Source organism: Serratia sp. C2(1) (assembly GCF_036352655.1).
Classification (GTDB): domain Bacteria; phylum Pseudomonadota; class Gammaproteobacteria; order Enterobacterales; family Enterobacteriaceae; genus Serratia; species Serratia inhibens.
The window spans coordinates 186,503-200,805 of the sequence record NZ_JAZFBA010000004.1 but is presented as its reverse complement, the minus strand read 5'-3'; the positions used below and the strand labels follow the sequence as shown (position 1 = coordinate 200,805).

The 14,303-nt window shown below is 56.4% G+C and carries 13 protein-coding genes; 9 read left to right on the top strand and 4 right to left on the bottom strand.

Annotated features, from left to right (window positions below; translation table 11 throughout):
• Positions 1-249 precede the first annotated feature (249 nt).
• Positions 250-1,389: an FMN-dependent L-lactate dehydrogenase LldD gene (gene lldD, locus V2S86_RS20695; protein WP_330763948.1), complete on the top strand. Its 1,140-nt coding sequence runs from the start codon at positions 250-252 to the stop codon at positions 1,387-1,389.
• 70 nt (positions 1,390-1,459) lie between these two features.
• Here lldD and V2S86_RS20690 read toward each other — a convergent pair whose 3' ends face one another.
• Entirely contained in the window at positions 1,460-3,004 is a 1,545-nt protein-coding gene (locus V2S86_RS20690; protein ID WP_330763947.1) for a BCCT family transporter, read from the bottom strand.
• Between the two features lie 158 nt (positions 3,005-3,162).
• On the opposite strand from V2S86_RS20690, the gene betI reads away from it, so the two are divergent.
• Positions 3,163-3,786: a transcriptional regulator BetI gene (betI, locus tag V2S86_RS20685; RefSeq protein ID WP_330763946.1), complete on the top strand. Its 624-nt coding sequence runs from the start codon at positions 3,163-3,165 to the stop codon at positions 3,784-3,786.
• Here betI and V2S86_RS20680 read toward each other — a convergent pair.
• Positions 3,744-4,688, bottom strand: a complete 945-nt coding sequence (locus V2S86_RS20680) for a LysR family transcriptional regulator (RefSeq protein ID WP_330763945.1) — start codon at positions 4,686-4,688, stop codon at positions 3,744-3,746. The two genes, betI and V2S86_RS20680, sit on opposite strands and share 43 nt — an antisense overlap.
• Positions 4,689-4,837: 149 nt before the next feature.
• Between V2S86_RS20680 and V2S86_RS20675 the strand changes: the two genes are divergently transcribed.
• Positions 4,838-5,227, top strand: a complete 390-nt coding sequence (locus tag V2S86_RS20675; RefSeq protein WP_330763944.1) for a tautomerase family protein — start codon at positions 4,838-4,840, stop codon at positions 5,225-5,227.
• 50 nt (positions 5,228-5,277) lie between these two features.
• Here the strand turns inward: V2S86_RS20675 and V2S86_RS20670 are convergent, their stop codons facing one another.
• The gene (locus V2S86_RS20670; RefSeq protein ID WP_330763943.1) at positions 5,278-7,038 is read right to left on the bottom strand and encodes an ABCB family ABC transporter ATP-binding protein/permease; all 1,761 of its coding nucleotides are present in this window, start codon (positions 7,036-7,038) and stop codon (positions 5,278-5,280) included.
• A gap of 368 nt (positions 7,039-7,406) precedes the next feature.
• Between V2S86_RS20670 and V2S86_RS20665 the strand changes: the two genes are divergently transcribed.
• Genes V2S86_RS20665 through V2S86_RS20655 form a run of 3 tightly spaced genes read left to right on the top strand, consistent with a single transcriptional unit; the run spans position 7,407 to position 11,021 of the window.
• A complete protein-coding gene (locus tag V2S86_RS20665; protein WP_004952352.1) occupies positions 7,407-7,970 on the top strand; it encodes a sorbitol dehydrogenase family protein in 564 nt (187 codons plus the stop codon).
• Between the two features lie 10 nt (positions 7,971-7,980).
• Complete coding sequence (locus tag V2S86_RS20660; protein ID WP_330763942.1) at positions 7,981-9,636, top strand: GMC family oxidoreductase; 1,656 nt, start codon at positions 7,981-7,983, stop codon at positions 9,634-9,636.
• Complete coding sequence (locus tag V2S86_RS20655) at positions 9,633-11,021, top strand: c-type cytochrome (protein ID WP_330763941.1); 1,389 nt, start codon at positions 9,633-9,635, stop codon at positions 11,019-11,021. Before V2S86_RS20660 ends, V2S86_RS20655 begins: the two co-directional genes overlap by 4 nt.
• A 49-nt stretch (positions 11,022-11,070) precedes the next feature.
• Here the strand turns inward: V2S86_RS20655 and actS are convergent, their stop codons facing one another.
• Complete coding sequence (gene actS, locus V2S86_RS20650; RefSeq protein WP_330763940.1) at positions 11,071-11,826, bottom strand: amidase activator ActS; 756 nt, start codon at positions 11,824-11,826, stop codon at positions 11,071-11,073.
• Positions 11,827-11,972: 146 nt separating this feature from the next.
• On the opposite strand from actS, the gene V2S86_RS20645 reads away from it, so the two are divergent.
• From V2S86_RS20645 to cbpM, 3 genes are all read left to right on the top strand, one after another.
• Positions 11,973-12,542: an HdeD family acid-resistance protein gene (locus V2S86_RS20645; protein ID WP_330763939.1), complete on the top strand. Its 570-nt coding sequence runs from the start codon at positions 11,973-11,975 to the stop codon at positions 12,540-12,542.
• 131 nt (positions 12,543-12,673) lie between these two features.
• Positions 12,674-13,600, top strand: coding sequence for a curved DNA-binding protein (cbpA, locus tag V2S86_RS20640; RefSeq protein ID WP_330763938.1), 927 nt, complete (start codon positions 12,674-12,676; stop codon positions 13,598-13,600).
• On the top strand, positions 13,593-13,898 hold the full coding sequence (gene cbpM, locus V2S86_RS20635; RefSeq protein ID WP_330763937.1) for a chaperone modulator CbpM: 306 nt from the start codon (positions 13,593-13,595) through the stop codon (positions 13,896-13,898). The genes cbpA and cbpM overlap by 8 nt, the downstream gene beginning before the upstream one ends.
• The last annotated feature ends 405 nt before the right edge of the window (positions 13,899-14,303 follow it).

Genomic DNA, 14,303 nt, shown 5'->3' with positions numbered 1-14,303 from the left:
TTTCCTCATCTTCCCCATCGGCGAAAAAAAACAATCAATTGATTTAAATAGATAAAAAAATAAAACCTCTTATGAGAAGCAAGTATTAAACAGCTATATCGATAAAAACCATAAAAAAGCAGCGTGGTATAGCGTCGCCTATTATGCCTAGAATGCCTCACTCTGGTTATTCACCTTTTCGCTACATTTATAATCGGTATCGGCGCCCACTGCGCCCCGATCTCCGGCGACCATTATAGAGAGCAAAAAATGATTATTTCCGCTTCAACCGATTACCGGGCCGCAGCGCAGGCCAAGCTTCCGCCTTTTCTGTTCCATTATATTGACGGCGGAGCCTACGCGGAACATACGTTGCGGCGCAATACCGAGGATCTGGCCAACATCGCCCTGCGCCAGCGCGTGCTGCGCAATATGTCGGATCTCAGTCTGGAAACCAGCCTGTTCGGCGAAAAGCTGGCGATGCCGGTAATACTAGGGCCCGTCGGGTTAACCGGTATGTATGCCCGGCGCGGTGAGGTACAGGCCGCCCGCGCTGCGGCGCGGAAGGGCATTCCTTTTACCCTTTCCACCGTCTCGGTTTGCCCGATCGAAGAAGTGGCACCGGCGATCGATCGGCCGATGTGGTTCCAGCTATACGTGTTGAAAGACCGGGGTTTTATGCGCAACGCACTGGAGCGCGCCAAAGCGGCCGGCGTGAAAACGCTGGTGTTCACCGTCGACATGCCGGTGCCAGGCGCGCGCTACCGTGACGCTCATTCCGGCATGAGCGGCCCTAACGCCGCCCTGCGCCGTATGCTGCAGGCATTTACTCATCCGCAATGGGCCTGGGATGTCGGTCTGCGCGGCAAACCGCACGATCTGGGTAACGTATCGGCCTATCGCGGCCAGCCCACCAGCCTGGAGGATTACATCGGCTGGTTGGGGACGAACGTCGATCCCTCCATCTCCTGGAAGGATTTGGAATGGATCCGCGAATTCTGGGAGGGGCCGATGATCATCAAAGGCATTCTCGATCCGGAGGATGCCAAGGATGCGGTGCGTTTCGGCGCCGACGGCATTATCGTTTCCAACCACGGCGGCCGCCAGTTGGACGGCGTGCTGTCGACCGCCCGCGCCCTGCCGGCGATCGCCGATGCGGTGAAAGGGGAGATTACCCTGCTGGCCGATTCCGGGATCCGCAGCGGCCTGGACGTCGTGCGCATGATAGCTCTCGGTGCCGACAGCGTGCTGCTGGGACGTGCCTTCGTCTATGCGCTGGCCGCCGCCGACGGTGCCGGCGTCAGTAATCTTCTGGAACTGATCGACAAGGAAATGCGCGTCGCCATGACGCTCACCGGCGCGAAAACCATTGCGGAGATCGGTGCCGGATCGCTGGTAGCCGGGCGCTGAATCACGGTGGTTGCCTCCCTTAGGCTCGATCGGCACCAAAGCTCATCTTGTGAATGAAAGCTACGCATGATCAAGACGTCACCGGCTTCATGGCGTAGCGATGCAAATCCTTATGCAGGCTGACCATATACAGCACGATCACCGCAGAGAACGGCAGGCCGCACAGCACTACGGCGGTCTGCATCGCGCTGAAACTGCCTGCATACAGCAGGCCGATGCACACTACTGTGGTCACCGCGGCCCAAAAAATACGCAGCCAGGCCGGTGCGTCATCCTGCGCAGAACCGCCCTGGCAGGACAGGTTGGCGATCATCAACGTGCCGGAATCGACCGGCGTCAGGAACAACACAAAGCTGAGCACTACGGTGAATCCGGCGGTGAGTTGGGTATAGGGCAGGTATTCGAACAGCTTGAACACCGCCATCGGTGGATCGCTCACCGCCACCTGGCCGAGGGTCGCCTGCCCGCTTTCCAGCACCAGACTGATGGCAGTGTTACCGAAGATCGACAGCCACGCCAAAGTGAAGCCCAGCGGGATCAGCAGCACGCCGAAGATCAGTTCTCGGATGGTGCGCCCTTTCGAGATGCGCGCGATAAACAGACCGACAAAGGGTGCCCAAGCCACCCACCAGGCCCAATAGAACAGTGTCCATGCTCCCTGCCACTGGCGTGCCTTGCCATATAAATACATGTCGAAGCTTCTGCTGACGATCGAGGTCAGGTAGTCCCCGACGTTCTGCAACAGGCCGTTGACCAGGTTCAACGTCGGGCCGGCCAGAAACACGAACAGCAGCAGCAGACACAGGAAGCCGACGTTGATATTGGACAGCATCGCGATACCCTTCTCTACGCCGGTCACCGCAGCCAGCGTGGCCACCACCATCATCACCACGATCAAAGCCAACAGCACGCCGGTGCTTTGCGGAATATCGAACAGGTAAAACAACCCGGAGTTAATCAGCAAGGCACCGATCCCCAGATTGGTCACCATCGAAATCACCGTGACCAAAATGCCGAAGCTGTCCACCAGATGGCCGATGCCGCCATGAATACGTTCGCCGAAGATCGGATACAGCGCCGAGCGCAATGCCAGCGGCTGGCCGCGACAGTAGGCAAAATACGCCAGCGCGGTGGCGATCAGCGCATACAGCGCCCAGCCGTGCAGCCCCCAATGCAGGAAAGTAAGCGCCATCGCCTGACGCGCGGCCTGCACGCTGCCGCCGCTGCCTTCCGGCGGTGACAGGAAATGGTCCAACGGCTCGTAGGCACCGTAATAAACCAGCGCAATGCCGATGCCCGACGAGAACAACATCGCCACCCAGGAGGGATAACTGAACTGCGGCGGCTCTTCGTCCGACCCAAGGCGGATATGGCCGAAGCGCGACAGCGCCAGCCAAAAAACAAACGCCATACAGGCGACCATCAATAACATGTAGTACCAGCCGAATACGTCGGCTACCCAGCTTTGGGCCTGGTTAAGCCACTGTTTGCTGCCGGCCGGGAACAGCACGATCAAAACGCCCAGCAGCAAGATCACCGCCGCCGAGCTGAAAAATACCGGTGCATTTAACCTAATCGGTTGTTCACCATGCGAGGGGAGACTTTTCACTGTCATTGGCAGGATTCCATGATGCAAAAGACAGACGATTTAAATGCAACCTTTAGTTAACATTGTATCGCCATTTATTTGACATTTTTGCAGCATATAGAGTATTGATTGACCGTTCAATCAATCAAATTAAAACTGTGATTTACCTATCAGTCGGGGAAAAAATGGACCGCAAAGACATTCCGGAGCAACGTAAGGAGCAGCTGATTAACGCGGCCTTCGAGGCCATTAACGTCGTCGGCCTTGCCGGTATCACTCTGTCGCAGGTGGCAAAAGAAGCCGGGCTGTCGACCGGTATCGTCAGCCACTACTTTGGCGATAAAGAAGGGTTGCTGAGCGCCACCATGCGCAAGATCTTGCGCGATCTGCGCGACGCGGTCGCCGAATGCCGCAGTCAGGCGGCCGACGATAGCCAATCACAGCTATTTGCCATTATTCAGGGCAACTTTCACCCCAGCCAGACCAATGCGATCTCGATGCGTGCCTGGCTCGATTTCTGGGCGGCCAGCATGCACCAGCCGGCACTGCGCCGCTTGCAGCGAGCCAACGATCGCCGACTCTATTCCAATATCTGCAGCCAGTTCCACCGTGAGTTACCGCAACAGCAGGCTCGCGATGCCGCACGCGGACTGGCTGCGATGATCGATGGATTGTGGCTGCGCGGCAGCCTGTCCGGCGGTGAGGCGGACCTCCAGCAGGACTGCCGTATCGCCTGTGACTATGTGGTACGAATCCTGAGTGCTACTCAACCGGCGGCAAATCCTTCGGCAAAAACGCCGCGCAAATAGCTGCTGAACTCCGTCACCGCACGCGATACCTGCGGCGCATAGGGCCGCACCACATAAAGGCTGTCGGCAAAAGCGCCAATCGGGCGCCAGGCCGGCAGCACCTCAATCAGCCGCCCGTCCGCCAGCGCCTGCTGCGCGCTGAAATCCGGCAGCAGGGCAATGCCCAGCCCTTCCGCCGCCGCATCGCGTATCGATTCACTGTTGTTGGTGGCAAAGGGGCCGCTGACCGGCACGCGGATCTTGTCCGTCTTTCCCTCCGGCGAGTGCCTGGCGACAAAGCTCCAGCCCGGCTGCTCGCTCCCCCGCGGATAGTAAAGGCACCGATGCCGTTGCAGATCGGCGGGAGATGCCGGCATGCCGTGCCGTTTAACATAGTCTGCCGATGCCACCGCCAAGGTTTCGGTCGGGCACAGCCGCCAGGCGACATGGGTATCAGGCAGGTTATCGCTATGGCGGATCGCCAGATCGAACCCCTCGGTGGCTAAGGATACCAACCGGTCCGACACCTCGAGCTGTACCCGCACCTCAGGATTAGCGCGCAGAAAGCCGGTGATCCGAGGTACCAACTGCTGGCGGGCAAACGCCACCGGTGCCGTCACCCGCACCGAACCGCGTAACGGCCCGGTGGAATCGCAGATGCCGGAGAAACTCTGTTTAATCTGCGCGAAAGGCTGACGCAATTCCTCCACCAACCTCAGCCCGGCATCGGTTAGCCGGACACTGCGGGTTGTACGCTGCACCAGCGGTACCCCGGCCAGCATTTCGATCTCTTTGATTTTCTGACTCATGGCCGCTTTACTCACGTCCAGCCGCTCCGCCGCACGGGTAAAACTGCCCTGTTCGGCCAGCACGGTGAGCCAGTGCAAATGGGTCCACAAGGTTTCAATTTTTGGGTTTTTCATCGTCAACTGTTCATTTATATAAACAATGAGTTCAAGTATAGCGCTTCTTCCCGCACCGTGGCTTGTCTAAGATGGTGTCTCGGAAGCGATAAAAAAACGCTGCCCTGCACACCTGAAAATTCCATTAACCCACTGACAGGATTATACAAATGCCATTACTTATCTTCGAAGTCATTGAGGGCCGCAGCGAAGCCGAACTGAAAACCCTGCTCGATGCCGCCCACCGTGCCGTGCTCAGTGCCTTTGAAGTGCCGCAGCGCGATCGCTACCAGATTGTTCATGAAAACAGAGCTCACCATATGGTGATCGAAGACACCGGCCTTAACCTGATGCGCACCCGCGATCTGGTGGTGGTACGAGTGATCACCAGCCCGCGCGCCGAAGAGCAGAAACAGCGGTTTTACGCCGATCTCAGCCGCGAGCTGAAAGAAAGTTGTGGAATTGAAAGCAGTGATCTGATGGTGTCTATCACCACCAACAGCAAGGGCGACTGGAGTTTTGGCAACGGCGTGGCGCAGTATTTGACCGGTGAATTGTAATGCCCGCGGCTAACGTCCAGTTCGCTCGTAACGGACGTTAGCCGGCAAGATTATGACTCCTCGCTGTACTGGTTTTGCCACATCGCAGCGTAACGGCCATCGCTTTGCAGCAGTTCCTCGTGGCGCCCACGTTCGACGATTTCCCCCGCCTCCAGCACGATGATTTCGTCGGCGTCCACCACCGTCGACAAACGGTGGGCAATCACCAGCGTGGTATGGTCGCGGCTCACCTCGCGCAGATGCGCCTGGATCTCGCGTTCGGTTTGGGTATCCAATGCGCTGGTGGCTTCGTCGAACACCAGGATCGCCGGGTTTTTCAGGATGGTACGGGCGATCGCCACCCGCTGCTTCTCCCCCCCGGACAGCTTGAGCCCACGCTCGCCCACCCGGGTTTCATAGCCGTCAGGCAGGCCGACGATAAACTCGTGGATATGCGCCAGTTTCGCCGCCCGTTCGATCTCTTCGTTGCTGGATCCGGTTTTGCCGTAGCCGATGTTGTAGCGCAGGGTATCGTTAAACAGCACGGTATCTTGCGGCACAATGCCGATCGCCGCGCGCAGGCTAGCCTGTTTCAGATTGCGGATATCCTGGCCGTCAATAAGTACCGCCCCCCCGTTCACGTCATAGAAGCGAAACAGCAGCCGGGACAACGTAGATTTGCCGGCACCGGAAGCGCCGACCACCGCTACGGTGTTACCGGCCGGAATGGTGAAACTGACGTCGTTCAAAATCGGCCGACGTGCATCATAGCCAAAGCTGACCGCCTCAAAGCGCACTTCGCCACGAGACAACCGAAGGGCCGCGGCGTCTGGACTATCGACGATTTCCTGCTCTTCCTGCAGCAAATCGAACAGGTTCTCCATGTCGATCAGCGCTTGTCTGACTTCGGCATAAATAAAACCGAAGAAATTCAGCGGTTGATACAGCTGAAGCAAATAAGCATTCACCAGCACAAAGTCACCGACCGTCATCCGCCCCTGCACAATGCCCTGCGCCGCCATCGCCATCATCACTATCAACCCGATGGAGATAATGGCGGTTTGCCCGAGGTTGATGGCGGTAAAACTGAACTGATTTTTAATGGCGGCATATTCGTACAGCCGGCGCGACATATTGAAACGCTCGGCCTCGAACTCTTCATTGCCGAAGTACTTTACGGTTTCATAGTTCAGCAGGCTGTCGATGGACTTACTATTGGCATCGGCATTGGCCTTGTTGAGCTCACGCCGGAAACGGGTGCGCCAACTGACCGCGATCACGGTAAACAGAATATAACTGCCGACGGTGGCCAGGATCGCCAGCGCGAACCAACCGTTCAGCATATGCCACATGATCACCGCGACCAGGGTGAGTTCGAACAAGATAGGGAAAATAGAGAACAGCAACCGTGAAAGCACCGTCGCCACCGCTTGGGTGCCGCGTTCGATCGACAACGACAGCCCGCCAGTCTGACGTTCCAGGTGAAAGCGCAGACTCAGCGCATGCAATTGCCTGAACACCCGCAGCCCCAGCAGGCGGGTGGCATTCTGGCTGAGATGAATGAACATCACGTTGCGCAGTTCTTCAAACAGCGTGGCGCCGACCCGCGCAACGCCGTAGGCGACGATCAGCCCCAGCGGAATGGCCAGCATTTTCGCAGTATCCGCGCTCAGTGCGTCGACCATTGCCTTATACGCCAGCGGCACCAGCGAAGTACTCACCTTGGCGACCACCATGAAAATGCAGGCGATGACCAGATACCACCGCAGTTTGGGGTTGTTTTTCGGCCATAGGTAAGGCAGCAGGAAGGTTAATAAACGGGAGCGATCCATAAGGTAATATTTATCTTCTCAGTCAAAGTGGCGACGTCGGCTAGTGATCCATTTTGGCACGTATGACGGCGAAACCCTTATGAAATCCGCTATCGCCGCCTTTTTTGATCGCTGGAGCAAGCCTCCATAGCTCAGCAACTTTGCCGCTTTCCTTCCCCCATTTATTCTTAAAGTGCGATCTTTCAGGCTCGCCGTTAAAATTTGTTGTTGAGAAGTTACCGTCAAGTTAATATCCGAAAAAATTATTATAAAATGAATTATTGGCTATCGAACAATAATCAAAAGTATCTTTATTTCATCATCTTGCATTCAGTATCTGCCCTACCTTCGCCTAACCAGGCTTTAACACCCGTTGCGAGAAATTCACCATGAGCACTGCATTACCCAGCGAAAATTTGCTTTCGGACAATAATGGAACCGGTTTCAGAAGAAGGGATGTGTTGTTCGGCATGGCTTCCGTCCTTGTCGCCACCTCCCTGCTTGGCTATCCATTTCTGACTCAGGCTGAACAGCAAACCGCAGCAGCCAACCCGCTTGTCTTTGCACGTTTCTTCACTCTGTCCCGGACTATTACCGAACATCAGGACATCGATCAGGGCATGTCGGCGCGAATATTCACCGCCTTGAGCGACAGCATCCCCAATTTCTCTGCTCAGATTAAGCAGCTAAGCGCCTTGTTGCAGCCGGAGCAAAGTGCCAAACAACTGCAAACGCTGGCAATCCAGGCCGGCTTGCAGGATCTGCTTACCGCCATTATCAGCGCCTGGTATACCGGCACCGTCGGGCATGGCCAGCAAGCTGTGCTGATCGCCTACAAGGATGCGCTGATGTACCGCCCCGCCAGCGATGCGCTGATCGTACCGACCTATTGCGGCAACGGCCCGCTGTGGTGGACCGCCGCTCCGCCGATGACCATGACACCCGTTCGCTGAGATTATCCTGATGAAAAAACCTGAATTTACCGCCAATGGCGACGCATCGGCCGACATCGTGATCGTCGGCTCCGGCATTGTCGGCGGCATCATGGCCGACCAACTGGTCAGCCTCGGCTATTCCGTCCTGGTGTTGGAGGCTGGCCTGCGCATCGATCGTGCCCAAGCGGTGGAAAACTGGCGCAACATGCCGTTCGATAACCGGGCGGGCTCAGATTTCCAGGGGCTGTATCCGCAATCTGAATACGCCACCGCACCACTCTACTTCCCGGAAAACAACTACGTAGCCCTGAGTGGCCCCAGCGCCGGCAGCTTCAAACAGGGCTATCTGCGCACCGTCGGCGGTACCACCTGGCACTGGGCAGCATCTTGCTGGCGCCATTTGCCGAGCGATTTCCAGATGAAGACCCTGTACGGCGTCGGCCGCGACTGGCCAATTTCGTATAACGATCTCGAACCCTACTACTGCCGTGCGGAAGAGGAAATCGGTGTCGCAGGCCCCAACGATCCGGCGCAGCAATCGCCGGTGGAGCGCAGCAAACCTTATCCGATGGACATGGTGCCCTGGGCCTATGGCGACACCCGCTTCGCTGAAGTGGTCAACCCGCACGGCTACCGATCGGTGCCAATCCCGCAGGGACGCAGCATCCGCCCGTGGAAAGGCCGCCCGACCTGCTGCGGCAACAACAACTGCCAGCCGATTTGCCCCATTGGCGCCATGTATAACGGCATCCATCATGTCGAACGCGCGGAAATGAAAGGCGCAGTGGTGCTGGCAGAGTCGGTAGTCTACAAAATTGATACCGACGACCAGAATCGCGTTACCGCCGTGCACTGGTTGGATAATCAAAAACGCTCGCATAAAGCCAGCGCCAACGCCTTCGCGCTGGCCTGTAACGGTATCGAAACGCCGCGCTTGCTGCTGCTTGCCGCCAATAAACAGAACCCCAACGGCATCGCCAACTCTTCCGATCAGGTTGGGCGCAATATGATGGATCACTCCGGCTTTCACTGCACCTTCCTGGCAAAGGAGCCACTGTGGCTCGGCCGTGGCCCGGCGCAGAGCAGCTGCCTGGTGGGACCGCGCGACGGCGAGTTCCGTAAGGACTATTCTGCCAACAAGATGATACTTAATAATATCAATCAGATAGTTCCCGCAACGCAAAAAGCGCTGGAGCAGGGCCTGGTAGGTAAAGTGCTGGATGAAGAGATCCGCCGGCGCGCGGCCTATGGCGTTGATTTATCGATTAGTCTGGAACCGTTACCAGACCCGAACAACCGCCTGACGCTGAGCGCCAACCGCAAGGACGCTCACGGTCTGCCGTGTCCCGATATTCATTACGACGTCGGCGATTACGTGCGCAAGGGCGCCGAAGCCGCGCATAAACAATTGGAGCATATTGGACGCCTATTCGACGCCGATGAGTTCAAAATCACCACCAGCCTGAACGCCAATAATCACATCATGGGCGGCACCATTATGGGCAGCGATCCGCATGACTCGGTGGTGGACGGCAACTGCCGCACCCACGACCATGCCAACCTCTGGCTGCCGGGTGGCGGTGCCATTCCTTCAGCCAGCGTAGTTAACAGCACGCTAACCATGGCGGCGTTGGGCATCAAGGCCGCCGACGACATCGCCCAATCGCTGGCGGTAAAATCATGAAGATACAACTTGGATTTGCCCTGTTGCTGGGGCTGAGCGGCGCCGCCCTGGCGACCGACGATGGCGCTGCGTTACTTAAACAGGGTGAGCAGCTTGCCGTAGCTTCGGACTGCCAGGCTTGCCACACCCAACCGGGCGGCGGCAAGCCCTTTGCCGGCGGTTACGGCATCAACTCGCCGATGGGCGTAATTTACTCCACCAATATCACCCCTTCGGCGCATGACGGCATAGGTGGCTACACGGAACAACAGTTCGTTCGTGCACTACGCGATGGGGTACGCGCCGATGGCAACTATCTCTACCCGGCAATGCCCTATACCTCCTACAGCAAATTGAGTGATGCGGACATCCACGCGCTCTACACCTACTTTATGCAGGGGGTGAAGCCGGTAGAGCAGAAGAATACGCCAACCACACTGCCCTTCCCGTTCAATATGCGCTTCAGTATGGCCGGCTGGAACTTGCTGTTTCTGGATAAGGACCGCTTTCAACCCAATGCCGAGAAAAGCGAACAGTGGAACCGCGGCGCCTATCTGGTCAACGGCCCTGAGCATTGCGATACCTGCCATACACCACGCAACCTGCTGATGGCGGAAAGCGCCGATAAACCGCTGGCGGGAGGCATGGTAGGCAGTTGGTATGCACCGAACATTACGTCGGACGCCGTCAGCGGCATCGGCGGTTGGAGCAATGAAGAACTGGTGCAATATCTCAAAACCGGGCGGGTAGCCGGGAAAAATCAAGCCGCTGGCGGCATGGCAGAGGCGGTGGAAAACAGCCTGCAATATCTGCCTGAATCGGATCTGATGGCCATTGCCGTCTACCTGAAAAGTACCGTACCGATCCGCGATGCTCAGGATAAGCAGGCGGCGGACCGCTTTGGCCAACCGCTGAACGTCGAACCGACGCTACGCGGTCTGCATCCGTCCAATGCCAATAATACCGTCAGCGACGGTGCGGCCTTATTCAGCGGCAACTGCGCCAGTTGCCATCAACCGGACGGCAGCGGCAGCAAAAACCAGGCCTATCCTTCGCTGTTCAACAATACTGCCACCGGTTCCGGCAACCCGGCCAACCTGATCTCCGCCATTGTGTTCGGCGTGCAGCGCAAAGCAGGCAACGAGGACGTGCTGATGCCGAACTTTGGCCCGCAATCCTACGTCAATCCGTTAACCGATCGGCAAATCGCCGCCATCAGCAATTATGTGCTGAAAAACTACGGCAACCCGGCGGTGACGGTAAGCGAGGAGGACGTGGCGATGCTGCGCACCGGCGGCCCGGTACCGCTTTTGGCGAAGCTGCAGCCTTATATGGCTCCGGCCATCGGAGTTGCGGTGGTGATGCTGTTGGCGTTGATCTGGCTATGTGGAAGGAAGCGGAAATAGCCCGTGATAGGGGCCCGCTCCCTGACGGAACGGGCCGTTATCTCCACGCTCAACAGGCGGGCGAAGCGCCTTGCGGCGGCAGATAACGCTGCGGATCGAGCGCGGTGGCGCGATAGCGGATCTGGAAATGCAGGAACACGGAGTCGGTGCCGGTACTGCCCATGGTACCAATCTTTTGCCCTGCCTTTACATCCTGGCCGTTGCGGACCAGCGTGGTATCGTTATGCGCATAGGCGGTGATGAAGTCTTCGCCGTGCTTAATCATGATCAGGTTGCCGTAGCCGCGCAGTTGATTGCCGACGTACACCACCTTGCCCTTGGCGGAAGCGAAGATCGGCTGGCCGCGTGTACCGGCGATATCGATGCCCTTATTGCCGCCGTCTGCGGTGGAATATTTCTGCGCTATCTTGCCGCTGGCCGGCCAGCGCCAGCAGCGTGAAGCGCCAGGCGGCGGTGTCGATTTAGCCAACACCGCGCCGGACGAGGTATTTTTACGCCGGTTTGATGCCGTTTTGGTCGGGGCGCTGCCGCTCAGCCGCAGTTTTTGCCCGACTTCCAGCCCGTAGGGCGGACGTATCTTGTTGATTCGGGCCAGTTCGCTGACTTCGCTGTCAGTGATCCAGGCGATGTAATACAGCGTATCGCCACGTTTGACGGTATAGGATTTGCCGCTGTAACTGCCCTTCGGCAGTTTGTCGTAGTCGCGGTTATAGCTGTTTTTGCCCGAACAACCGGCCAACAGCAGGCTCAATGCCAGACATACCGCGGCGCGGCGCCACCACGCAAGTTTGCTTCCTGTGCTCAAATCCTGTCCTCAATCATATTTCCGGGGCGCTGATACGCGTCAGGCGTCAATAGTAACATTTGCACCGGGGCAGTCAAAAAGCGCCAAAAGGACTATGCTAAACAAGCAGGGATTATCGAGTACCACACGACAAATGGAGAACTGTCATGTTAAATTTTGACCATAAAAATCTGCCCCTCCTGAGTGAAGAACGCCTCAAAAAGCAACGCACTGTCCTGCTGATTATTGCCTTCCTGCTCTCGGTGGGCGGCATTTCGTGCCTGATTAACCCGCTGGCATCCGGCACAGTGCTGAGCATTCTGATCGGCGTATTATTGTTGCTGAGCGGCGCGGCGTTGGTGACGGGCATGGTAGCCAATCGGGCACAAAACACCTGGCCGATGGTGGGCGGCATATTACTGGGCGTGGCATATCTGATTATCGGCTACCTGTTCATCACCAGTCCATTAGCCGGCATTCTGACGCTGGCGATATACCTCGCCATCTTGTTTGCGCTCGGCGGTATTGTGCGGCTGGTTGCCGGTTATAAGCTGCGTGAAGTCAGCGGCAGTTGGCTGCAGTTCGTCATTGGCTTTTTGGATCTGGCGATTGCCTGGATGCTGTTTAGCGCCGATCCGATGACATCGGTCATACTGGTGACCACCCTTATCGGTATTGAAATGTTGTTCAGCGCTTTTAGCCTATTTAGGGTCGCCAGACAGCTAAAATGCGGTTAAACGCATACATATAGAGGACCGCACAATTATGTCGATGTCTCGGTGGCAAGTGCCCTACCATGAGTAAGGTTACATGCAATGCAGGCTCAGCCATTCCCTCAGATGAAAGATTGAAATGAGATGATTACGCTATGGAATTCAAGGACTATTATGCCATTTTAGGGGTTAAGCCATCGGACGATCTCAAGGCTATCAAAACGGCCTATCGTCGTCTGGCGCGAAAATATCACCCCGACGTCAGCACCGAATCGAATGCCGAAGCGCAGTTCAAGGAAGTCGCGGAAGCCTATGAGGTGTTAAAAGACGATGAACGCCGCGCCGAATACGATCAATTGGTGCAACACCGCAACGACCCCAATTATGGCCGCCAGGCACAGCACGGCAACGCCAATAACGCTGAAGATTTTTCCGATATCTTTTCCTCCATGTTTGGCGAACGTGCGCGTTCGCAACACCGCCGCCAAAGCCGCGCTATGCGCGGGCAAGACATCGAGATGGAAGTGGCGGTTTTCCTTGAGGAAACGCTGGCCGAACAAACCCGGACCATTCGCTATAGCCTGCCGGTTTATAACGCTTTCGGCATAGTGGATCAGGAAATACCCAAAACCCTTAATGTGAAGATCCCCGTCGGCGTGGGCGATGGCGAACGCATTCGCCTGAAAGGCCAGGGTGCGCCTGGCACTGACGGCGGCGCGAATGGCGACCTCTATCTGATCATCCGCATCGCGCCACACCCGCTGTTCGACATCGTCGGCCATAATCTGGAGATCGTCCTGCCGGTAGCCCCATGGGAAGCGGCGCTCGGCGCCAAGGTACCGGTTCCGACCCTGAAAGACGCTATTCTGCTGACTATCCCAGCCGGTAGCCAGACCGGCCAGCGGCTGCGTATCAAGGGGAAAGGCCTGGTCGGCAAGAAAGAAACCGGGGATTTATATGCGGTGATCAAGGTCGTGATGCCACCGAAGCCGGACGAAAAAAATGCGGCGCTGTGGCAACAATTGGCGGAGGCTCAACCCGCTTTTGACCCACGCAAAGAGTGGAGTAAGCAAAATGGCTAACGTAAAAGTAACTTTAACCATTACCGAATTTTGCCTGCATACCGGCGTTTCAGAGGACGAATTAACGGAAATCGTCGGACTTGGGGTGATTGAACCACGTAACCCGTCGGCTGCGGACTGGGTATTTGACGATCAGGCGTTGACCATTTTTCACCGCGCTCAACAATTGCATCGCGAATTGGCTCTGGACTGGCCCGGTATCGCGGTCACCTTGACGCTACTGGAAGAAATTGAGCATCTGCGTAAAGAAAACAGTCAATTGCACCAGAGGCTGGCGCGGTTCGTCACCAAATCCTGATGTCTTGCTTGAATACGGCCCGTTGCGTCAGCAACGGGCTACAACGACCACTGGGTCAGTGTTTATCAGACACCGTAAATCGACAGTCGGGCTTTTTACCGTCAAGGTCATATTTTGATTTTTGGGTTAGCTAATACAAGGGTAATATTACGCAATCTTCCGCCCTGCCCCTCTCAAAAACGCCGACATCTCTCCCAAAGAAGGTAAGCCGATGAAAATAGGTGCTCAGCGAGGTTTGAAAGCGTGCATATATAAACACTGTTTTTAAAAACATGTCATTAAAAACATGTCATTAAAAACAGTATTGACACTCCGTTAAAACCCCGTAGATTAGTAACCAGCAGCAGCGAAATGGTAGCTGACTGTTATTAGCTAAAGTGTTAATCAAGTAGATTTAGTTTTATT

Excerpts from the sequence above, each read along its gene's own strand:
- lldD (WP_330763948.1), top strand. The coding sequence starts at position 250 with ATGATTATTTCCGCTTCAACCGATTACCGGGCCGCAGCGCAGGCCAAG.
- V2S86_RS20690 (WP_330763947.1), bottom strand. The coding sequence starts at position 3,004 with ATGACAGTGAAAAGTCTCCCCTCGCATGGTGAACAACCGATTAGGTTA.
- betI (WP_330763946.1), top strand. The coding sequence starts at position 3,163 with ATGGACCGCAAAGACATTCCGGAGCAACGTAAGGAGCAGCTGATTAAC.
- V2S86_RS20680 (WP_330763945.1), bottom strand. The coding sequence starts at position 4,688 with ATGAAAAACCCAAAAATTGAAACCTTGTGGACCCATTTGCACTGGCTC.
- V2S86_RS20675 (WP_330763944.1), top strand. The coding sequence starts at position 4,838 with ATGCCATTACTTATCTTCGAAGTCATTGAGGGCCGCAGCGAAGCCGAA.
- V2S86_RS20670 (WP_330763943.1), bottom strand. The coding sequence starts at position 7,038 with ATGGATCGCTCCCGTTTATTAACCTTCCTGCTGCCTTACCTATGGCCG.
- V2S86_RS20665 (WP_004952352.1), top strand. The coding sequence starts at position 7,407 with ATGAGCACTGCATTACCCAGCGAAAATTTGCTTTCGGACAATAATGGA.
- V2S86_RS20660 (WP_330763942.1), top strand. The coding sequence starts at position 7,981 with ATGAAAAAACCTGAATTTACCGCCAATGGCGACGCATCGGCCGACATC.
- V2S86_RS20655 (WP_330763941.1), top strand. The coding sequence starts at position 9,633 with ATGAAGATACAACTTGGATTTGCCCTGTTGCTGGGGCTGAGCGGCGCC.
- V2S86_RS20645 (WP_330763939.1), top strand. The coding sequence starts at position 11,973 with ATGTTAAATTTTGACCATAAAAATCTGCCCCTCCTGAGTGAAGAACGC.
- cbpA (WP_330763938.1), top strand. The coding sequence starts at position 12,674 with ATGGAATTCAAGGACTATTATGCCATTTTAGGGGTTAAGCCATCGGAC.
- cbpM (WP_330763937.1), top strand. The coding sequence starts at position 13,593 with ATGGCTAACGTAAAAGTAACTTTAACCATTACCGAATTTTGCCTGCAT.